Here is a 19,842-nt window from a genome sequence, read left to right as displayed (position 1 = left end):
GCGGGGCTCGCCTCGTGGTGGGTTTTCCGGCGGGTGGGGGGGCGGGGGGGGGGGGCCCCGCCCCGGGGGGGGGGGGGCCCCGGCCCCCGGGGCCGGGCGCCCGCCCGCGTGTGCCGGAGCCGGTCAGCCGCGCACGGTGGCCTCGAAGGCGTGCAGGTACGGGTTGACCGGGTGGACGTCCGCGACGTCGAGGCCGGCCTGCTCCATCAGCCGCACCATGCTCGCCCTGGAGTGCTTGGCGCCGCCGACGTTGAGCAGCAGCATCAGGTCCATCGCGGTGGTGAAGCGCATCGAGGGGCTGTCGTCGACCAGGTTCTCGACCACCACGACGCGGGCACCGGGCCGGGCCACCGCGACCACGTTGGCGAGGGTGCGGCGGGTGCTCTCGTCGTCCCACTCCAGGATGTTCTTGATGATGTAGAGGTCGGCGCGGACCGGGATGTCCACCCGGCAGTCGCCGGGCACCAGCCGGGCCCGGGCGGAGAAGGCGCCGCCGTCCCGGAGTCGGGCATCGGCCCCGCTGACGACCTTGGGCAGGTCGAGCAGGGTGCCGTGCAGTGCCGGGTACCTCTCCAGCAGGCTGGCCAGCACATGGCCCTGGCCGCCGCCGATGTCGACCACGGAGTCGATCCCGGTGAGGTCCAGGTAGTCGGCCAGGTCCGCGGCGGACTGCCGGCTGGAGGTGGTCATCGCCTTGTCGAAGACCTTCGCCGAGTCGACTCCATCGCTGTGCAGGTAGTCGAAGAACTCCTTGCCGAACAGCTCGGGGAAGACGTTGCGGCCTGAGCGGACGGCCTCGTCCAGCCTCGGCCAGGCCTCCCAGGTCCACGGCTCGGTGCACCAGAGGGAGATGTAGCGCAGGCTGTTGGGGGTGTCCTCGCGCAGCAGGCGGGACATCTCGGTGTGCTCGAAGCAGTCGTCGCCGCTCTCGACGAAGATGCCGTAGCAGCTCAGGGCGCGCAGCAGGCGGCGCAACGGCTCGGGTTCGGTGTCGAGTCTGACGGCGAGGTCGGTGACGGTGGTGGGGGTGTCGCCGAGCGCGTCGGCGACACCGAGCCGGGCGGCCGCGCGGACGGCGGCGGCGCAGGCGGCGCCGAAGACGATTTCCCGCAGGCGCATCGCGGCCTGCGGGGTGGTGACGGGTGCGATGGTCATGGACCGTCTTTCTGCTGGTGGCTGGGGGTGTGCGAGCGCGGGGGCCGGAGGCCGGGGGTTTGGAGGCCTGGCGGGTCCGTGGGGCGGGACGTCGTGTGGCGGCGTGCCACGGAGCGGGCGGGCGCGGTTCAGCAGTGGCCGGCCGGCTCGGAGGTCTGGCACTGGTTGCGGGCGAAGGAGTTGCTGGTGCCGGTGTCGCGATCGGCGAGGTCGGCCGGGCCGTTGCCGGTCACGAAGTTGCCGGTGACGGTGTTACGGGCGTTGGGCACGCCGACCATGCTGGGGAAGAGGACGATGCCGCCGGACATCGGGGAGGCGCCCACGTTGTCGCGGACCTGGTTGTCCGTCACCGCGGTTTCCTCGGCGCCGGTGAGCAGGATGCCGGTGCCCTGGATGTAGTCCAGGCGCGGGTTGGGCGGGCAGTACTTGTTGTTGGCGACGACCTGGTTGCGGCTGACCGTCAGCGCGCCGGCCCGGGGCACGCCCTCGTCGCCGACGATGAAGACACCGCCGCAGTTGCCGTGGATGTCGTTCTGGTCGACGCTCAGGTCGCGCAGGCGGCGGACGGTGACACCGATCCGGTTGTCGGCGAGCACGTTGCCGCTGACCACGGTGCCCTCGGTGTCGATGGCACCGCCCTCGCTGTCCACGGAGTTGGCGAGGAAGACCCCGGACTGGCCGTTGCGGGTGGACTCGTTGCCGGAGATCACGGCCCGGGTGGACCGTTCCTGGCTGATGCCCTGCTGCCCGTTGTCGTGGACGTGGACCGAGCGCACGGTCATGCCGGTGGTCTCGGTGGCGTCGATGCCGTTCTTGCGGAAGCCGGTGACGGTGAGGTTCGCGATCTGGACGTCGGCGAGGCGGTGCCCCTCGGTGCCGACCACGCAGAGGCCGTGCCCGGCGGTGGCACAGGCGTTGGCGGCGGCATTGGCCGTGGTGGTGGCGTTGGCCGTGGTGGTAGTGGCGGTGGCGGGGGCGACGGCGCCGGGAGTGGCGGTGTCAGGGGTGATCACGCTCTCCGGGCCGGCGCCGCGCAGGGTGAGCCCGGGGGTGGTGATCCGGACGCTGCCCCGGTAGGTGCCGGGGAACAGCTGGATGGTGTCGCCGGGGAGGGCCGCGTCCACGGCCTGCTGAATCGATTCTCCTGGCTGGACGATGTACAGAGCGCCGACCGCGTGGGCCGGGGGCACGGCGGCCAGGGCCGTGGTCAGAACGGTGGTGGTGGCGGCGGTGGCCGCAGCGAGGTGGTGGACCCGTCGCGTGGGCATGAGTGACGACCTGCTTTCTTACGCGCTCGCGGGGATGCCGACACGGTGACGCGGTGTGCGCGCGGGACGACTGCCGGTAGGTGTCGGCCGAGTCGACGCTATGGGCCCGCGAGTGGCCCCGCCACCAGGGCTGGGCTACGGGGCTGACAGGGCGTCGGCCATGCGCCGTACCCGTCGGCGTGGCGCACGGCGCGGCGCGCGGGGCAGGGCGTAACGGAGGCGGCCGCGGGAGGAGGCGCGACGGCCCTCCGGCCGCGCGGGCGGACGGGCGGACGGGCGGACGGACGGACGGGCGGACGGGCGGAAGCGCTGGGGACAGCCATGACGGGGAGTGCCGTGACGGAGGATGCCGTGACGGGGGGTCGGGCGCTGGGGGCAGAGGTCGGTCTGCGGCCGGGGCGGCACGTCCGCACCGAAGACACCGGCGCCCAGGTCGACCGCCTCGATGGGCTCGGCGCTGGTCGTGGATGCCTCCGCCGGGTTGCCGATCTGTCACAGATGGTGACCGGCCCGGCGCCATCCGGTCTAGCGTTCGAGCCTGGCCTCACTCGATGGAGTGGAGCGGGCGCCCGGCGCGCGTGGCATGCTCGGGGCCATGAGCACCGCAGCCGCACCGCCCGTCAGCACCGTCCGCAACCCGATCGGGGCCCATGTGCCGGTGGCCGCGCGCGGGCTGGCGGGGACGGGTCTGGCGTACGCGCGGCGGGTGGGCGCCGAGACGGTGCAGGTGTTCGTGGCGAACCCGCGCGGCTGGGCCACTCCCCCGGGCAACCCGGTGCAGGACGAGAAGTTCCGCACCGCCTGCGCCGAGCAGGGCGTTCCGGCATACGTCCACGCGCCGTACCTGATCAACTTCGGCTCGGACAACGCGGCGACCCGCGAGCGCTCGGCCGACTCACTGCGGCACTCGCTGCTGCGCGGGCACGCGATCGGCGCGCTGGGTGTGGTCCTGCACACCGGTTCGGCGGTCGGCTCGGCGCCCGGCGGCGGTTCGCGGCGGGCGGAGGCGATGGCGCAGGTCCGCGCGGACGTCCGGCCGCTGCTGGACGAGCTGGACGCGCTCGGCGAGTCCGCGCCCCGGCTGCTGCTGGAGCCGACCGCCGGCCAGGGCAGTTCGCTCTGCTCGCGGATGGAGGACCTGGCCGAGTACCTGGACGCGCTGGACGGCCACCCCAGGGTCGGGGTCTGCCTGGACACCTGTCACGCCTTCGCGGCCGGCCACGACCTCGTCGCCCCCGGCGGCACCCGGGAGGCGCTGGACGCGCTGGTCGCGGCCGCCGGGCCGGGGCGGCTGCGGCTGATCCACGCCAACGACTCGGAGGACGTGGTCGGTGCCCGCAAGGACCGGCATGCCAACATCGGCGCCGGGTTGATCGGCGCGGAGCCGTTCCGGGAGCTGTTCGAGCACCCGGCGACGGTCGGTGTCCCCCTGGTCGTCGAGACCCCGGACCGCAAGCACGGCGGGGACGGCACCGGTCACGCGATGGACATCGCGACGCTGAAGGAGCTGCGCGCACGGGCCGCCGTGCCGGCGTAGCGCGCCGCCGGGGGGCCGGAAAGCAGAGGGTGGGGCGGGAAGCCGTCCAGGCAAGTCGGCCCGATCGAGGGAGAGTTGGCCAGACAGCTTTACATTACCGATGAGTTCATATGGTTATCGTCCGACGTCTTGCCGGGCGTGGCCGAGCGCGCGTTGACTGCGCGCATGCCAACTCCTGCCGCCCCCCGCCGGGCCCCGCGCCTCGCCCTCGTCTGCGCGGCCGCCGCCGCGCTGCTCGCTCCCTCCGCCGCCGCCACCGCCTCCGCCGCTGCGCCCGCACCCGTGCCCGTGCCCGCAGCGGCGCCGGCGCCCGTGCCGGCGCTCAACGTGCTGACGTACAACGTCTTCCTGATGAGCAAGAACCTCTACCCCAACTGGGGCCAGGACTACCGGGCGAAGGCGATCGCGGCCGCCGACGTCTTCCGGGGCCACGACGTGGTCGTGCTCCAGGAGGCCTTCGACAACGCCGCGTCCGACCTGCTCACCGCGCAGGCCTCCGCCGCGTACCCGTACCACACCCCCGTGGTCGGCCGCTCGACCAGCGGCTGGGACGCCACCAACGGCAGCTTCAGCGCCGCGACCCCGGAGGACGGCGGGGTGACCCTGCTCAGCAAGTGGCCGATCCTGCGCAAGGAGCAGTATGTCTTCAAAGACGCCTGCGGCAGCGACTGGTGGTCGAACAAGGGCTTCGTCTACGCGGTGCTGAACGTCAACGGCGTGCGCACCCACGTCATCGGCACCCACCTGCAGTCCACCGACAGCGGCTGCTCCGCCGGGCAGCCGGCGGCGGTCCGGGCGGCACAGCTGAAGGCGATGCGGGCGTTCGTCGACGGCAAGAACATCCCGGCCGCCGAACCGGTGCTGATCGCGGGCGACCTCAACATCGACTCGCACGGCTCCGAGTACCCCGCGCTGCTCGCCAACGCGGGCGTCGCCCCGGCCGACGCGCGGACCGGCTGGGCCAACTCCTTCGACACCGTCGACAACTCGATCGCCGCCTACCGCTACCCCGGCGAACCGAAGGAGGACCTGGACTACGTCCTCTACCGCGCCGACCACGCCCGGCCGGCGACCTACACCAACACGGTGGTCCGCTTCCACAGCACGCCGTGGACGGTGAGCAGTTGGGGCACCAGCTACACCTACCAGGACCTCTCCGACCACTACCCGCTGACGGCCGGATAGGGCCCGCCCACGGCCGGGGCCCCGGCAGCCCCGGAGGCCCCGGCCAGGTGGAGGCCGGGGCAGCCGTCAGCGTTCGTGCCCGCTCTGCGCGGGTGGACGGCCGACCACCCACTACCCGACTCTGTCACGGCACGAGAACGTGTCGATGTCGGTTTCCGAGGGCTTGTAGTGGCTCTGCCAGTTCGGATCGGCAGCGACGATGCTGGACAATTCGATGCTGAAGTCCTGGCTCCAGGCAGCCGTTTTCACATAGTTCTTCAGCTTCTCCTTGATCTTCTGACACTCCGAGCGATTTCCCTTGGGGATCCCGATGCCGTAGTACTGCGCCTCCCCGATGTGCAGATTCGGGACGACGGTGAGCTCCGGATAGAGCTGGGTGAAGCCGTACAGGATCATCTGGTCGGTGGAGACGGCGGCCGCCTGCCCTGACTTGAGATCCTCGACGCACTGGGAGGCGGTGGGCGCCTGGTAGGACACCATTCCCGTGGTCCTCTTGTCGACGACCCGCGTCGAGGTGGTACCCGACCAGGTGCAGACCTTCTTCCCCGCCAGGTCGTCCAGGGTGCGAACCTGCGGCCCCTTCGCGAGCACGAGGAAGCCCTGGTACGTGACGGCGTAGGGGCCCGCGAAGTCGTGGGCGGGCAACCCATTGGTACCCTGCAGACGCTCGTTGTTGATCGAGTACGTGGCGACCACGAGATCGATGCCGTGCTTTCCGTCAAGTACCACCTGGCGGTCCTGGGACGGCACGTCCTCATACTGGGGCAGCTTGCCGAGCGCCCCGGCGACGGCCTCGGCGACCCGCCAATCGAACCCTGACCGCTTGTAGTCGTGTGAATAACCTGTACCCGGCTGGTCGTTCTTCATGGCGACTCGAATCGTTCCCCCCGCATCCGGGCCGCATCCGGATGCGACCCCTGCGACCAGCCCCAGGCACACCAGCGTGATCCGCCAAGTCCTCTGCTTCATCAAGGCAACCACCACTCGTTGTCATGAAGAACGACGGATTCAAGATGAAGATCGGGGCTTCCCCCCGATGTGAGGACACGTCTTATGCGGCTTGCGCGAGTGTAGTTGATCTCGTTGTGAAGGTGGCTTCGTAGGTGGTGGGGCTGAGCTGGCGGAGGTAGGAGTGTCGGCGTCGGGTGTTGTAGCGACTGGCCCAGCGGAAGGTGTCGAGTCGGGCCTGGCGGGCGGTGGGCCAGTGCTTCGCGCCTTGCAGGGTCTCGCGTTTGAAGGAGGCGTTGAACGCCTCGGCGGCGGCGTTGTCGGCGGAGCTGCCGACCGCGCTCATGGATCGGGCCACCCCGGCCGCGGTGCAGGCATCCGCGAACGCCTTCGACGTGTATTGCGCCCCGTGGTCGCTGTGAAAGATCGCGCCGCGCAGGCTGCCGCGGGTCCGCTCGGCGGCGGCGAGGGCGTCGATGACGAGTTCGGCGCGCATGTGGTCGGCGATTGCCCAGCCTGCCAGGCGGCGCGAGCACAGGTCGATGACGGTGGCCAGGTAGAGCGGTTTGGCACCGGCGACGGGCAGATACGTAATGTCGCCCACGTAGCGGGAGTTGGGGGCTTTCGCGGTGAAGTCGCGTCCGATTCGGTCGGCCACCTTCGGGACGGCGGGATCGACGATCGTGGTGCGGTGCCTCCTGCGCAGATGTAGCCCGACGATCCCGACGGCGCGCATCACACGCTCGACGCGCTTGTGGTTCACCACGAGCCCTGCGTCACGGAGTTCGGCAGTGACGCGCGGGGCGCCGTAGGTGCCGTCGGACTCCGTGTGAACGGCCCGTATCCGCTCGGCGAGCCGGGCGTCGGACGCTGCCTTCGCCGCTCGGGCCGGCGAGGCGGCGAGCCAGCGGTAGAAACCGGAGCGGGACAGGCCCAGGACCGCACACAGCCGCTTGGCGCCGAAGACGCTCCGGTGGTCGGCGACGAACTGGAAGCGACTCACCAGTTCGTCTCGCCCGCGAAATACTTGGCCGCCCGGCGAAGGATCTCGCGTTCCTGCTTCAACTCGGCGACCTCCTTGCGCAGGGCCTCGTTCTCCGCCTCCAGCGACGTGTCCGGGTGTGCCGATGCGGCACCCTTCGGGCCGTCCTGGTCGGCGGCTCGGATCCAGCTCCGCAACGTCTCGGCATGGACGCCCAGGTCAGCGGCGACCGAGACGACCGTGGAGCCGGGCCGCGAGCGGTACAACGCGACCGCGTCGGCCTTGAACTGCGGCGGGTAGTGCTTCATCCCCACAGGGACTCCGTTCTCCTGGACCATCAAGATCCAGTGTCCGGTGTCCTCACATCAGGGGGAAGGCCCATCCATCACGCAGCCCTCCCCCGCCCTGACCACCGCTTCCAGCTCTACGTGCTGTCGTGCTCCATGCAGATCGATGTCACCGGTCTGGTGATCCCCGCTCAGCGTGATCGACTTCGCGCCGTCGCCCAGGAGGCGGATTTCCGCCCTGGTGCCGTTCATCGCGGCACAGACCCCGTCCGGGTAGTGATCGTCCAGGCTGATGCGCACCCGCAGGAAGCTGCGGGGGCTGGGCCCATCAACCACCATCGTCGCCCTGCCGTTGTCGGCCAGCGACTGAACGTCGTGCGGGGTCACCTGGCTGGTGACGTTCACGGCCACATCACCGTGGCCGGCCAACGCCCTTTGCCAGGCAGCGGCGAGCACTCCGCTCACGATGACACCACTGATGAGCCCGAGGTACCCGACGGCCTTCCGCCTGGTCCGTCCGAGAAGCCACCAGAGGCAGAACCCGGCGACGATCGCGCAGATGACCACCAGCAGGACGTACGAAACGACCTGGCTGCCGGAGGCGGCGGGCGACAGGAGGATCCCGGCCACCGCCCCGACCAGCACCACGAGCAGTGCGATCAGTTGCGGCCCATGCCCCCCGAACCTGTTGTACTGGTCACCCGAACCGCTGTGCATGGCGGTCTGCCCGCCGCCGACCTCGACCTCCGTTCGATACGTGGGCGGCCCGTCCGGCCCCGTATCCACCATCAGTTGAAGGTGACGTTCTGGTCGCCGGAGCCACTGTTGACGGCGGCCTTTCCACCGTTGACGGTGACACTTGTCTCGTGCCGTGCGGGTTCGCGGCCCAGGGCGGTCAGCTCGCCGACGAGTGCGTTCAGGTCCGCTGTACGCATCTGTGCCAGCGCTGCTCGGATCGCCTGCAGCCGCCGAGCGCGATCGCTCTCGTCCTCGCCCTCCGCACCGGTCAGCAGGTCCTGCCAGTTCGGAAGCCCGGCCTCCGGCTCCTGCGGTGACGGTGCGCCACCTCGGTGACGGACCAGAATCTCCCGCGCCCGCCCGACCAGTTGCCCCCAGTCAAGTCGAGCCATCAGAGCAGCAATTGCGTTCACGCCAGCTGTGACGGCAACCGCCCCGAGCTCCTCGCTCATCCTGAACTCCGATCATTCATGGCACTGTTGCGGCCCATCGTAAAGTGGAGAGCCTGGCCGTCGCCAATGCGGGTGGCGAGGAGTTCCCAGAGGCGGTCGCGGATGCGACGGCTGGGGTTGCCGACGAAGACGCCCGCGTTGACCTCGACCATCCATCGGGTGAGGTGCCCACGTAGGCCTTCAGGGGCTGCGACGAGGATGATGACGGTCATCGGCTGTCCTCTGATGTGTCCTGGTCGAATTCAGGCCCGATGATGGCCACGTGCTCGTCGCCCATGCCGGAATCAACGACCGTGTCGGCCGGCAGGCTCACAGCGGCTGACCAGTTGACGCCGCCCTGAACCGTCCCGACCCGCTCGTCCCAGAGTTCGTTGACCTCGGCGTCGGGCATGTCGATGCCGTCCGGGCTGAGAAGTGCCTTCACATCGTGGACGATCCGGCCCAGGAGTCTGTCTTCGGCAATGCGGTCACGAAGACCGAGGCGGGCGTCTCGCTCTTCGGTATGTCCGAGTTTCGCGAGGTCGAAGGCCAGCGGGATGGTGTATTCGGCCTTGTACAGGTCGGCGATGTCGAGGACGAAGGAGGTGGCCAGGCCGGTGTGGACGAAGCCGAGGCCGGGGCTTGCTCCGAGTCCGGTGATGACGGCGTGGCAGATGCCGTACAGGGCCGCGTTGGCTGCCGAGAGGAGACGGTTGAGGTCGTCGCCGGCGGCGTGGGCGTCGCCGGCCTTGTAGACGCGACCGTTCCACTCGACGCCGGTGCGGCGGGACTCGGCCTGGTACAGCTTGCGGATGCGGGCGCCTTCACGGCCGCGCAGTTGCTGCATGGTGGCGGCGCTGACGTCTTCGCCGGGGAACCGCATGCGGTACATGTTGCGTGCGACGGCGAGGCGTTCCTTGGTGCGGCTGACGAGCCAGGCCTGCCGGTTGAGGAGGGCGGCTCCTCTGCTGGGGCCGAGTCCGGCCGCGTACATGCGGACGCCCTGTTCGCCGACCCAGCAGATGGTGGTGCCGGAGTCGGCGAGGAGGTTGACGGCGCCGTGGGTGATACGGGTGCCGGGGCCGAGGAGCATGACAGCAACCATGGCGGCGGGGACGCGTACTGTCTCGCGTTTGTTGACGACCACCACGGCGTTCTCGTCCCGGTCGATGTGGCTGCGTTCGACGTAGACGCTGGAGACGCGGTCGGCGAGGCGGTGCAGGTCGTGGGGGTGGGCTTTCCACCAGATGTCGGCCATCGGTCAGCGCTGTCCGCTCGGCAGTGGGGCGAGGGTGAGCAGGCCGCAGCCGTAGGCCTTGGACGGGCCGATGCCGCCGAGGAGGGCGGTCTGGAGGAGGTCGGGGTCTGTGATGCGCAGGCGTCCTTCGAAGGTGGCGGTGGTGAGGGTGACGGGGGTGCGGGTGCCGGGTTTGGTGAAGGTGCGGCGGCTGCGGTCGGTGATCCTCACCTCCTGGGCGGGCGGGCCGTCGGTGGTGGAGGGTTCCAGACCGGGTGCCGGAACGTCGGTGCGGGCGGCGGGGACGGTGAAGCCCCAGCGGGGGGTGCGTTCCAGGAACCAGGTGAGTTGCTGGGCCGCGGTGCGGTGCGCGATGCGGTAGGAGCGGTGGTGGAGTTCGGCGGCGGTCTTGGTGCGGTGGGGGCTGGACTTGTCCGGCGTGGAGGTGTTCTGGACAGGGCTCGCGGTGAGCCGGAAGCCGAACTCGCGGCCCGTGGCGAGTTGGGCGATCAGCGGGCTGTAGTCGCGGATCGCGTAGTGCTCGCCATCGGCGTCCGGCCATCCGGCCTGTTCGACGATGTGGGTCCAGTCCGGTTTGGCCGGGGTGAGGACCAGGAGCACGGGGCGGCGCGGATGGTCGGCGTCAAGGCGCCAGAGGATCCGGTCGCCCGGGGCCTGGTCGGGGACGCCGGCCATGACGGCGCCGTGCAGGGCACGCGGGTTGGCGAGCAGGGTGCGGCTGGCCGCGCGCAGGGGGTTGATGCGGACGCGGGAGAGATAGGTCATCGGGGTCACCAGCCCAGCAGGGCGAACGGGTCGTGGCCGCCGTCGGTGGCGGGCGGTTGGGCGGCCCGGGCCGCCGCGGAGGGGGTCAGGCCGGTGGGGACGTTGAGCCAGGTATGGCGGATACGCCGGGCAGTGAAGCCACGCCGGTGCGGGGCGAAGGACAGCGGCACGTCCTGCAGGACGTCGTCGCCGGCCGGATCGTCAAGGGTTGCTGCCAGGTCGATGCGGTCCACGGGGAACGGTACGAGGCCTCGCTCGGCACGTCGACGATAGACGTCCATGGCCGATCCGCCGGCCTGCCACGGTTCCTTGGCGAGGACGGCTTCCAACGTGTCGGCGCGAGGCATGCCGAGGACGACCGGTTGGGTGGGGACGCAGGAGCGCCGGCCGAGCGCGAGGGGGAAGGCCGGGTGGCGGATCGCGTCGCAGAGCGCCGTGACGAGGCCGGCCGGACCTTGAACCGCGGCGAGGAACACCGCGTCCTGGAGGTAGTAGCGGTGCGTGACGTGGGTCTCTTTGGCCGGCGAGGTGAGTTTCTGGACGCCTTTGGCGTTGACGCCGGTCTGGGGCAGCGGGCGGCCCCGGTAGTCGCTGACGGTGTGGTAGTCGCGCAGGAGGGTACCGGGCTGGTCGATGCGCACGCCCAGGCGCAAGCCGACGAGGTCGGTGATGTCTGCCTCGCGGGGGCGTCCGGCGGCTGCGGCGAGCAGCCCGACGACACCGGACTTGGTGGGCTGTGGTGGGGTGTCGCGGCGGTTGAAGGCGCTGCGGTCTCCCCAGGACTGGAGGGGGCCGGCCAGGCGCAGGACGAGCACGGCCTGTGCCTGGCCGGTCAGTTCCTCGGCGGCTGTGGGGTCGGCGGGCATCAGTTGTCCTTCACCCGCTCGGTGAGGGCGGCGCGCAGACCGTCGCGGAGCTTGGCGAAGGTCTGGTTGGGGCCGAACGCCTGCTTCAGCTGGGCCGCCTCGGCGCTCTCGTCGCCCAGGGTGTGGCAGATTCCCACGTACTTCGGGGTGTCGCCCCACTGGCTGGTGGCGACGGTGAATTCCTCGGCGAGGCGGCTCGCCGATGCGGCGACGATGCCCTCGCCGGTGGGGACGGCCTTCTCGTAGGCGGAGACGAGGTTCACGGGCTGGTCGGTGCGGACGACGACCGCGACCAGGCTGGGTCGGGTCCGGTGGGCGAAGGAGTTCCCGTAGCCGGTGGGCATGGATCGGGCGAACGAGTCGACGAACAGGTCGATGGCGTCGACGGCGGCCTTGTCCTCGCCGAGGTTGTCGACCAGTTGGTGCAGGCCGACGGTGGCATAGCGGTAGAGGGTGGCGGAGTTGAAACCGATGGTGCCGATCATTCCGGCGCCGGTCTCATCGGCGGTGTTCTCGTCGTCGACGGCGGTGTAGTAGTCGAATTCGAGCTCGGTGGCGTGGGTGGAGATGGCGTGGGCGACCTGGGTGGCGGCGTCGACGTTCAGGCCGGGGATGTCGGCGACCATGCGGCCGAACAGGGCGACGTCGGCGGGGTGCCCGGTCTGCAACTGTTCGCGGACCGGGAGGTCCTTGACCGCTTCGTCGAGCTGCTTGTCGTCGAGTGCGGCGAGGTCGGTGGCGGTTCCGGCGACGAGGTCGACGATGTTCTCCAGCTGGCGGCGGCCGAAGAAGAGCAGGTACGCGGTGTCGCCGGCCTTCTTGCCGGCGGCGATGCCCATCGGCTTGAGGAGCGCGCCGACGATGCGCTGGGCGTCGTCGGCCGTGATCTGGGTGCGCTGGGCGAGACGCTTCGCGAGCTGGGCGGCGATCCGCTTGGTCCGGGTGCCGAGGTCCTCCTCGTCGCGGCTCTCGGCGAAGTGCATCCGGGTGGCTCGCTTCCAGGCCTGTGAGGAGACGCGGGAGCGGCGCTTGCCGCCGAAGTACGCCTCCTTGGGGTTGCCGTTGTCGTCCCGATTGAGGTTGGCCGGCGGGACGGTCTGCAGGATGTGTACGTCGATGTACAGGCGGTCGGTCATGCGCTTCTCCTCGGGAGTGACGGGACAGGGTCGTGCCGGTGCGGGTGGTGCGCAGGGGTGTGGTTCAACTTGTGGACGGAGCTGGGGCCTTGCTCTTCCACGCCTGGTAGCCGAGGGCCCACTTGAGGCGGACCTGCGGCCGTCGGTCGGTGCTGTGCCAGTCCTGGATGTCGGCCATCAGGTGGTTGTAGTCCAGGGGTTGGCCGATGGTCCGCAGTTGGGTGATGAGGCCGCGCAGATGGACCAGCAGGGCGGAGACGCTGGTCGCGGCGGCCAGTTGTGCCACGCGGGTGTCGAGCGCGTCCTCGCTGTACTTGCCGCTCTGGCGCAGGTGGCGCAGCGCGCCGCCGAGTTTGACGCCTTGGCGGTGCATCGGCTGGGCCTGGCTCTGCTGGTGGAGACCGAAGAGGGCGAGGGCCGCGTGTTCGGCCTTCTGTTCGTCGGAGACCTCGTCGCGTAGCGCGAGTACGTCGTTGACCTGGCTGCGGTAGTGCGGCCACATCTTCGGGCTGTCCATCACCGGGCGTCCGAGGCCGGAGCGCAGAGCCGCCAGTTCCTCGCCGGGCGGGCGTCGTGGTTGTCCGGAGAGCGGGTCGATCCGCCAGGTGTGGTCGGGGGCCGTGTACCGGTCCCAGTAGCGACGTTCTGTGGTGGCCTTTTCAGTAGTCAAGGTCGGCTCCGGGGAATGGTTCTGTGAAGTCCTGCGAGTAGGCAGGTCGGGCGGCGGCGGCTGCCCGCACGGCGTCGGTGTAGCGGGGAAGGATGTCGCGAACCTGACGCCGGAAGTTGTCGGCTGCCGTGCCGAGGGAGAAGGTGTGCTTCTTTCCCGCCTTGCCGGGCTGGTCGGCGGTCCGGCCACCGAACGTGTTCGCCGGTACGGCGAACAGGAGGGCGTTCGCCCGGTCCCATGCCTGGCGGGCAGCCAGTTGCTCCCACGCCAGCCGGCCGCCTTCCAGGAGCTCGTCGTCGCGTTCGGCCCGACGGACGCCGACCAACAGCCGGCGGACCACGGGGTCGAGGTTGTGCAGGAGGAGTTCGCCGGGCCGCTGGCCCTTGTCCCAGGGGATCGGTTCGGCGCCGGAGGCCCGGCGCAGGTCGGCGGAGAGGTTGTTCACCGCCCGGGAGAGCAGCTCCGCCTGTTCGGCGACGTCCAGCAGGAGCTGGTGGGCCTCGCCGTCCTGGTGCAGGGCGAGCAGGGGCAGGGGGATGGCATCGTGGATGACGTCTTCCACGACGGAGGACTGGTTGCCGTAGACCATGCCGAAGGTCTCGACCTGCAGTGGGTAGTCGGCGGGGAGTTGGCCGGCTTCCTGCAGGGCGCTGATCTGGTCGAGCAGGACGCTGGTCTCGAAGACGCCGCCGTTGCTCTGGCGGATCGGTGCGAGCAGTGCCTCGAGGCCACGCCACGCGGCCTTGCCCTGGACGTGGCGGCGCGGGCGGCGTTCGGGCAGGGCCGAGGCCGTCTTCTTGGCGGGCGGGGTGAACGTCCAGGCGGTGTGCGGCTCCAGTTCGGGCACTGCGGTGAGCCGGTCGCCCGCGCTGATGACCACCCGGGTGACCTTCAGTTCGCCGGTCTCGTCCTGGTGCGGGATCAGCCGGATGCGCCGGGCCTGCCACGTCCACAGGTCAAGGAGTCCTTCGGCGGCACGCGGCGTCCACGCCGGGCCGCGCGGGTCCTGTTTCCACTGCGGTAGGCCGAGTTCGGTCGGCGGGGTGATGGGGATGTTCAGCATGAGGGTGTCGTACAGGGTGGGACCGGCGGGGACGATGACGCCGAGCTGTCCGAGGGGGCCGGTGGGGTTCCCGGTCGTTTTTCCGGCCTTGACCTGTGGGTCTCCCACCACTCCGGTCTTGATGGCCGCGGTGTCCCAGCAGTGGGTGTGCAGCAGCCAGAGGGCGGCCTGGGCGGGCGTCAGGTCGAGCGGGTCCGCGTCGGTGCGGCTGGCGAACAGCGGCACGTTGTTGCCGCTGGCTGCGGTAGCCACCAGGGTGGCGGTGCCCTTCGTCTCGTCCTTGGCCGTTCGCAGACCGGCCACCTGTCCGAACGGGGCGACGGGATCGAACAGGTCGAAACGCGTGCGGTGCTCGTCGAGGTAGGCCAGGATCTTTGTCTTCTCGTCCCCGGTGAAGCCGCTGCGCGCGAATCGGGCGGCCTGCTCGGGCAGGTTCCGCGGTGCGCCAATGGCGTCGGCGACGACGGGCAGCAGGATCTGGCGCAGAAGGGCCGGGAGTTGCGTGGCGAACTCGACGGCCAGGCCCTCGAACTCGTCCGCCCGCGTCAGGGTCTCGGCGAGTCCCATCGGGACGGGGGGTCCGCCGCCCAGCGGACGCGGTGTCAGCCACGGTTCGTCGACAAGGTTGTACCCAGGCACGCGCTTTGCTCCCAACTGGCCCTGTTTTAAGCCTGCGTGAGTTCATGGTGGCACCAACCGTCACTCGCTGCGGGGTGAATGCTTGAATTGCCCCTCAGCCCTGCGGCCTGTACCGGCAGGGATGGCCCGTGGCCGTGTTTACGAGCCCTTGTGGGCCGCAAGTCGGCCCCGCGTTCGCGGGGTTGGGGGTGGGCCGGGCGTGTACCGGCCCACCCCCATCCGAACCGGCGTCCGCCGCTCACCACGAGTCCGAGCAGATCGTCGTAGCGCAGGCGGTAGTCGCCCAGGACGGCCTCGCCGCGCTCGTCGAGTTCGAGCGCCAGGCTGTAACGGAGCCATGGGTGGTCGCGCCAGCCCGGCAGCGGTCCGAGCTCCTGCTCTGCCAGGGACGTCAGGGAGACGGGCAGCCGCACGGTCCCCGCGAGGACGTCGTCCACCACCTCGGCGGCCACCTCGCCGCCGGGCCCCAGCTTCCGGCTGGTCATCGCGTACACACCCTTGTCGTCCCGGCGGACCAGGACCACCTCGGCGCTGCGGTCGCCGTCCCGCACCAGGGCCTCGAACTGCCCTTCGGCCAGGGTGCCGTGGCCCCCGTAGTGCAGCCCGGCCAGCGTCGGCTCCCCGTGTCGCCGGCCCGGGTGAGCAGGTACTTCGCAGCTTCCGCCCGACGCTTTTCCTGGCGTTCCTCCCAGTCCTGCCGGGCCTGTGCCTCGGCATCCGCCCACTCGGTGGGGACGACCGGGCCGGTGCCGTAGACCCGTGCCACCAGCTCCGGCACCTGTCCGGGGACGCTCCACACTCCTCCGTCGGCCTTCGTCACCTCGGCTGCCGTGCGCAGCAGGAGGTACCGTCCGTAGATCTTCTCGGTGGCCGGCAGGATCCACGGTGGGCCGTCCCCCGAGAGACGGGTGCCGGTAATGAGGACGGTGGGCTGCGCCAGCAGGGCCGGTCGCTTCACCCCGTCGTGGCGGTGGAGGCGTCCGATGCGTTGCAGGAGCAGGTCGATCGGTGCGAGATCGGTGATCAGCAGGTCCGCGTCGACGTCGAAGGACTGCTCAGCGAGTTGGGTGGCGACGAGGATCAGCCTGCCCGTACGCTCCGTCCCCGCGCCGGGCGGCCCGAGCACGCGCAGGGCGCCCTGCGTTCGGTCCGCCCGGTGCCCGGCGTGCAGTCGACCGTGCAACAACCGCACCTCCTTGGTGCCGAACTCCTTCCGGAGGGCCTCGAAGGTGGCCTGGGCGCGGGCGACGGTGTTGCGGATGACCAGAACGCGCCCGCCCCCGGCAAGCCGCTCCTTCAGGTGGTCGACCACGGCGGCATCGGCCGCACTCGTGCCCGCCTGCTCGACCGGGGAGCCCGAGTCGGCGGCCGGCTCGTCGATTACCTCGATACGCACCGGCAGGTCCTCGCGCCAGGACTTCGTACTGTCCACCAGCAACTTCGGCCCGTCCTGGTCCAGCCAGGCCGCCGTGACGCTCGGGTAGCCCACCGGTTCAGGCAGTTCGACCGCCGCCGGGGCCTCGGCCGACTGCGCGCCTGCCAGGTAAGCGGTGACCAGAGTGCGCCGCTGGTCGGGCGGCAACGTGGCCGAGAGCAGCAGCACGGGGACACCGGCCTGCCCGAGCCACCACAGGCCTTCCAGGAGGAACTGAGACATGTAGACGTCGGCGGCGTGCACCTCGTCGAGGATGACCACCTTGCCGACCAGGCCGGCCATGCGCAGCATCACATGCTTCGTGCGGGTCGCGGCGTACAGGAGCTGGTCGATGGTGCCGACGGCAAAGGGGCTCAGCAGCCCGCGGCGGCGCCCGAGGAACCACTCGGCGGGGGCTCGGCGCTCCGGGCCCCGTGCGGTCTCGCCGAACGAGGAGGGCAGGCCGTACTCGTCCTCACCCACCGAGGAGTAGCAGGCGTCGGCGTCCTGCCCCCACTCCCCCGCGTCGTCGAGGAGCCGGCGCCACTCCTTGTTGAACATCCTCTTGCCGTGCAGCAGGGCAACCTGGTCCTCCAGCCCCTCTTCGATCTCCCTCAGCCACAACCGGACCTGGGTGAACATGGGATCTGCGGTCGCCTGGGTCGGCATGCCCAGAAAGACGCCGTCCGCGCCGTGGCGCGCCGCCATCAACTCGGCCGCCGCCAGAGCGGCCTTCGTCTTCCCCTCCCCCATCGGCGCCTCGACGATCACCAGGCCCGGGCCCTCCATGCGGCGCACCACGTCCAGTACCAGTTCCTGTGACTGCCTGGGTCCGTGGCCGAAGCGGTCCTGGAAGGTCTCGGGTCCGGGCACCGCCAGCGAACCCCAGCCACCGCGCAGCCCCAGCTTCGACCAGGCAGCGGCCGCCCGCTTGCGCGCGCCGGCCATCGTGACGCGGGACAGGTCGGAGATGCCCTTGAAGTGCCGCTCGTCGCTGGCGATCCAGTCCGCCATCACCACGAACCCGGACAGCTGCAACTGCACGGCGCGAGACGGCACATCGATCGGTTGCACCCCGCCGAGCACCGGCTCACCGGCGAAACCCAGCTCCCGGGAGAACACCTCGACCAGCGCCGACTGCGCCCGCCGCCACGCCGGGGCTTTCCCCTGCAACTCCTCGTTACGCTTGGGCGGAGTCAGCTGCCCCAGACCAGGGAACGAGCCGTGGTGGCCCGCCACCAGCGGCCAGACCCAGTCGACGTGCTCCTGGGGCCACTTCGCCTCCGCGAGCAGGCCCCGCAGGATGCGGCCGCCCGCCTTGTCGTGCCGCCAGGACTTCCCGGCCACCGCGTACTTGTTCCACGACAGCCCCGCCTTCCGTACCGTGGCAGCGCCGGCGGCGTCGACGTGCTGGAACGCGGGAGTCGCTTTCCCGCAGTCGTGGATTCCACAGAGCCAGACGAAGAACCGCCGCCCCTTGTCCCGACCACCCGCCAGGGCTTCCAGGCGCCAACGGGTCAATGGTGGAAGGTAGTTGTCCCAGATGATCTCCGCCACGGCCGCGGTGTCCAGCATGTGGGAGAGCAGAAGGTTGGCCTCCCCGCCCGCCCTCCCGGCGGACTTGCCCCACAACGCCCCCAGCCAGCCCACGACTTCAGGCGGGATCCCACGCCAGCGGCTATCACCGGTCATGCCCTGCCTCCCATCCCGTAGGCTTCGGCAGCGTAGGGCACTGCACTGACAACCCACCAAGCGGGCGGGGAGACCTGGTAATGAGCCATCCTGTTCCAGCGCGACCGAAGCGCGAACCAACTAACTCAATCGCGGCCCTGTAGTCCACAACGCCCCAGGTCAGCAAGTGTCGGCCCCGCGCTCGCGGGGGTTGCTCCCCGCGCCCCGTGCCGTTCCAGGGCGCGGCCGAGTCGGCCCCGCGCTCGCGGGGGTTGCTCCCACCCCGGTCCTCGGCACCAAACCCGCCCCGAGTCGGCCCCGCGCTCGCGGGGGTTGCTCCCGGCGGTCCGAGCTCCACCCGACCGCCATTGAGTCGGCCCCGCGCTCGCGGGGGTTGCTCCAGCACCGCGGCCGAGGCGATCACGCCCAGGATGTCGGCCCCGCGCTCGCGGGGGTTGCTCTTGCGTGGTTGACCACGTTGGCTTCGGTCGCGGAGTCGGCCCCGCGCTCGCGGGGGTTGCTCCGTGATTTCGGTGGAGTGCCGGGCGTCCATGCCGTCGGCCCCGCGCTCGCGGGGGTTGCTCGTGGGACAGGTAGCCGTCGGCAGCCAAGTCGGCGTCGGCCCCGCGCTCGCGGGGGTTGCTCCGCATCGGGGTCGGCCGGGGTGTCCTTGAGGGCGTCGGCCCCGCGCTCGCGGGGGTTGCTCCACCGCGCTGACCGCGCTGGACGCCCTGTACCGGTCGGCCCCGCGCTCGCGGGGGTTGCTCCTGACTCAGCCGGTCTCCACCGGTGCCTCCCGCGTCGGCCCCGCGCTCGCGGGGGTTGCTCCGAGGGAACCCCCGCTCGCCCCGACCCATGGGAGTCGGCCCCGCGCTCGCGGGGGTTGCTCCGGCGGGTCGAGGCGGCACCTCCCCGGCAAAAAGTCGGCCCCGCGCTCGCGGGGGTTGCTCCGCGGGGATAGACCTCCTGAAGCTGGAGGGGCTGTCGGCCCCGCGCTCGCGGGGGTTGCTCCGACATCGTGGATGCGGTCGAGCGGGGGTTGCCGTCGGCCCCGCGCTCGCGGGGGTTGCTCCTCCTCCCAGACCAGTCCGCAGTGCGAGCACGTGTCGGCCCCGCGCTCGCGGGGGTTGCTCTCGGGTCCGCGCAGTCCTCGCAGAGCAGTCGGTGTCGGCCCCGCGCTAGCGGGGGTTGCTCCGCGTCATCCGTCGCGTCCAGCTCGTCCAGCAAGTCGGCCCCGCGCTCGCGGGGGTTGCTCCCACCAGACCCTCAGGAGAAGCGATGACCACCGGTCGGCCCCGCGCTCGCGGGGGTTGCTCCAGCGGGCCAGCCCCGGCGGCCCGGGGGCTGGGGTCGGCCCCGCGCTCGCGGGGGTTGCTCCCGGCGCGGCGGGGACCGGATCGGTCACCACCGGTCGGCCCCGCGCTCGCGGGGGTTGCTCTGCGCTGGGCTGCGGTGGTGAGCAGGTCGGCGGGTCGGCCCCGCGCTCGCGGGGGTTGCTCCCACGGGTTGTCGCTGCCGGGGAAGCCGTGGAGGTCGGCCCCGCGCTCGCGGGGGTTGCTCCTGACGCCGCTGTTGAACGGTGTCGCACAGATCGTCGGCCCCGCGCTCGCGGGGGTTGCTCCGCCCTGTGGGACCGCCTGTTGCTCCAGGAGGGGTCGGCCCCGCGCTCGCGGGGGTTGCTCGATGACACCACCGTCGTCGAGGGCAACCACTACGTCGGCCCCGCGCTCGCGGGGGTTGCTCTCCTGCGCTGCACCCTCGGGATTCCCGCGGACGGTCGGCCCCGCGCTCGCGGGGGTTGCTCTGTCGGTCTGGCTGACGTTTTGCGG

The 19,842-nt window shown here is 71.0% G+C and carries 16 protein-coding genes, 1 pseudogene and 1 CRISPR repeat array (1 of these 18 running past the window's edge); of the genes and pseudogenes, 2 read left to right on the top strand and 15 right to left on the bottom strand.

All coding sequences use genetic code 11. The annotated features are described in order from the left end of the window. Positions 1-123: 123 nt before the first annotated feature. Together AB0P06_RS32765 and AB0P06_RS32760 are read right to left on the bottom strand one after the other, a co-directional pair. Entirely contained in the window at positions 124-1,155 is a 1,032-nt protein-coding gene (locus AB0P06_RS32765) for a methyltransferase (protein ID WP_363613859.1), read from the bottom strand. A gap of 128 nt (positions 1,156-1,283) precedes the next feature. Then, positions 1,284-2,423 (bottom strand): right-handed parallel beta-helix repeat-containing protein, encoded by a 1,140-nt coding sequence (locus AB0P06_RS32760; RefSeq protein WP_363613857.1) that lies wholly within the window; start codon positions 2,421-2,423, stop codon positions 1,284-1,286. A 595-nt stretch (positions 2,424-3,018) separates the two neighbouring features. Between AB0P06_RS32760 and AB0P06_RS32755 the strand changes: the two genes are divergently transcribed. Both AB0P06_RS32755 and sph read left to right on the top strand, forming a co-directional pair. Then, a complete protein-coding gene (locus AB0P06_RS32755; RefSeq protein WP_363613855.1) occupies positions 3,019-3,960 on the top strand; it encodes a deoxyribonuclease IV in 942 nt (313 codons plus the stop codon). 165 nt (positions 3,961-4,125) lie between these two features. Further along, entirely contained in the window at positions 4,126-5,145 is a 1,020-nt protein-coding gene (gene sph / locus AB0P06_RS32750; RefSeq protein WP_363613853.1) for a sphingomyelin phosphodiesterase, read from the top strand. Positions 5,146-5,256: 111 nt separating this feature from the next. Here the strand turns inward: sph and AB0P06_RS32745 are convergent, their stop codons facing one another. The 13 genes and pseudogenes from AB0P06_RS32745 to cas3 all read right to left on the bottom strand — a co-directional run bounded on the left by AB0P06_RS32745 (position 5,257) and on the right by cas3 (position 17,917). Beyond that, positions 5,257-6,012: a transporter substrate-binding domain-containing protein gene (locus AB0P06_RS32745; RefSeq protein ID WP_363613851.1), complete on the bottom strand. Its 756-nt coding sequence runs from the start codon at positions 6,010-6,012 to the stop codon at positions 5,257-5,259. Positions 6,013-6,196: 184 nt separating this feature from the next. Continuing rightward, a protein-coding gene (locus AB0P06_RS32740; protein WP_363613865.1) for an IS3 family transposase occupies positions 6,197-7,389 on the bottom strand; the annotation gives its coding sequence in 2 pieces (ribosomal slippage) (positions 6,197-7,113 and positions 7,113-7,389; 1,194 coding nt in all). A gap of 51 nt (positions 7,390-7,440) precedes the next feature. Next, on the bottom strand, positions 7,441-8,151 hold the full coding sequence (locus tag AB0P06_RS32735) for a hypothetical protein (RefSeq protein WP_363613849.1): 711 nt from the start codon (positions 8,149-8,151) through the stop codon (positions 7,441-7,443). Continuing rightward, positions 8,151-8,552: a hypothetical protein gene (locus AB0P06_RS32730; RefSeq protein ID WP_363613847.1), complete on the bottom strand. Its 402-nt coding sequence runs from the start codon at positions 8,550-8,552 to the stop codon at positions 8,151-8,153. Before AB0P06_RS32730 ends, AB0P06_RS32735 begins: the two co-directional genes overlap by 1 nt. Positions 8,553-8,599: 47 nt before the next feature. Continuing rightward, positions 8,600-8,764: pseudogene (gene cas2e / locus AB0P06_RS32725) on the bottom strand (type I-E CRISPR-associated endoribonuclease Cas2e); the annotation flags it as partial. Further along, positions 8,761-9,789 carry a type I-E CRISPR-associated endonuclease Cas1e gene (cas1e, locus tag AB0P06_RS32720; RefSeq protein ID WP_363613845.1) on the bottom strand — a complete coding sequence of 343 codons (1,029 nt, stop codon included), beginning with the start codon at positions 9,787-9,789 and terminating at the stop codon, positions 8,761-8,763. The pseudogene cas2e and the gene cas1e, both read right to left, overlap by 4 nt. Before the next feature lie 3 nt (positions 9,790-9,792). Then, complete coding sequence (gene cas6e, locus AB0P06_RS32715) at positions 9,793-10,554, bottom strand: type I-E CRISPR-associated protein Cas6/Cse3/CasE (protein WP_363613843.1); 762 nt, start codon at positions 10,552-10,554, stop codon at positions 9,793-9,795. Positions 10,555-10,559: 5 nt separating this feature from the next. After that, entirely contained in the window at positions 10,560-11,420 is an 861-nt protein-coding gene (gene cas5e, locus AB0P06_RS32710; RefSeq protein WP_363613841.1) for a type I-E CRISPR-associated protein Cas5/CasD, read from the bottom strand. Beyond that, the gene (gene cas7e / locus AB0P06_RS32705; RefSeq protein WP_363613839.1) at positions 11,420-12,556 is read right to left on the bottom strand and encodes a type I-E CRISPR-associated protein Cas7/Cse4/CasC; all 1,137 of its coding nucleotides are present in this window, start codon (positions 12,554-12,556) and stop codon (positions 11,420-11,422) included. Before cas7e ends, cas5e begins: the two co-directional genes overlap by 1 nt. A gap of 64 nt (positions 12,557-12,620) precedes the next feature. Continuing rightward, positions 12,621-13,226, bottom strand: coding sequence for a type I-E CRISPR-associated protein Cse2/CasB (casB, locus tag AB0P06_RS32700; RefSeq protein ID WP_363613837.1), 606 nt, complete (start codon positions 13,224-13,226; stop codon positions 12,621-12,623). Continuing rightward, on the bottom strand, positions 13,216-14,928 hold the full coding sequence (gene casA, locus AB0P06_RS32695) for a type I-E CRISPR-associated protein Cse1/CasA (RefSeq protein ID WP_363613835.1): 1,713 nt from the start codon (positions 14,926-14,928) through the stop codon (positions 13,216-13,218). Before casA ends, casB begins: the two co-directional genes overlap by 11 nt. A gap of 26 nt (positions 14,929-14,954) precedes the next feature. After that, the gene (locus AB0P06_RS32690) at positions 14,955-15,422 is read right to left on the bottom strand and encodes a hypothetical protein (protein WP_363613863.1); all 468 of its coding nucleotides are present in this window, start codon (positions 15,420-15,422) and stop codon (positions 14,955-14,957) included. Beyond that, on the bottom strand, positions 15,410-17,917 hold the full coding sequence (gene cas3 / locus AB0P06_RS32685) for a CRISPR-associated helicase Cas3' (RefSeq protein ID WP_363613833.1): 2,508 nt from the start codon (positions 17,915-17,917) through the stop codon (positions 15,410-15,412). Before cas3 ends, AB0P06_RS32690 begins: the two co-directional genes overlap by 13 nt. A gap of 285 nt (positions 17,918-18,202) precedes the next feature. Then, positions 18,203-19,842: direct repeats of the CRISPR family, unit length 28 nt; unit sequence GTCGGCCCCGCGCTCGCGGGGGTTGCTC; it runs 708 nt beyond the window's last position.

Origin of the sequence: Kitasatospora sp. NPDC088351 (genome assembly GCF_040685575.1) — a bacterium.
Taxonomy (GTDB): Bacteria; Actinomycetota; Actinomycetes; order Streptomycetales; family Streptomycetaceae; genus Kitasatospora.
This window is presented reverse-complemented; position numbering and strand designations above follow the sequence as displayed.

Excerpts from the sequence above, each read along its gene's own strand:
- AB0P06_RS32765 (WP_363613859.1), bottom strand. The coding sequence starts at position 1,155 with ATGACCATCGCACCCGTCACCACCCCGCAGGCCGCGATGCGCCTGCGG.
- AB0P06_RS32760 (WP_363613857.1), bottom strand. The coding sequence starts at position 2,423 with ATGCCCACGCGACGGGTCCACCACCTCGCTGCGGCCACCGCCGCCACC.
- AB0P06_RS32755 (WP_363613855.1), top strand. The coding sequence starts at position 3,019 with ATGAGCACCGCAGCCGCACCGCCCGTCAGCACCGTCCGCAACCCGATC.
- sph (WP_363613853.1), top strand. The coding sequence starts at position 4,126 with ATGCCAACTCCTGCCGCCCCCCGCCGGGCCCCGCGCCTCGCCCTCGTC.
- AB0P06_RS32745 (WP_363613851.1), bottom strand. The coding sequence starts at position 6,012 with ATGAAGAACGACCAGCCGGGTACAGGTTATTCACACGACTACAAGCGG.
- AB0P06_RS32735 (WP_363613849.1), bottom strand. The coding sequence starts at position 8,151 with ATGGTGGATACGGGGCCGGACGGGCCGCCCACGTATCGAACGGAGGTC.
- AB0P06_RS32730 (WP_363613847.1), bottom strand. The coding sequence starts at position 8,552 with ATGAGCGAGGAGCTCGGGGCGGTTGCCGTCACAGCTGGCGTGAACGCA.
- cas1e (WP_363613845.1), bottom strand. The coding sequence starts at position 9,789 with ATGGCCGACATCTGGTGGAAAGCCCACCCCCACGACCTGCACCGCCTC.
- cas6e (WP_363613843.1), bottom strand. The coding sequence starts at position 10,554 with ATGACCTATCTCTCCCGCGTCCGCATCAACCCCCTGCGCGCGGCCAGC.
- cas5e (WP_363613841.1), bottom strand. The coding sequence starts at position 11,420 with ATGCCCGCCGACCCCACAGCCGCCGAGGAACTGACCGGCCAGGCACAG.
- cas7e (WP_363613839.1), bottom strand. The coding sequence starts at position 12,556 with ATGACCGACCGCCTGTACATCGACGTACACATCCTGCAGACCGTCCCG.
- cas3 (WP_363613833.1), bottom strand. The coding sequence starts at position 17,917 with ATGCTGGACACCGCGGCCGTGGCGGAGATCATCTGGGACAACTACCTT.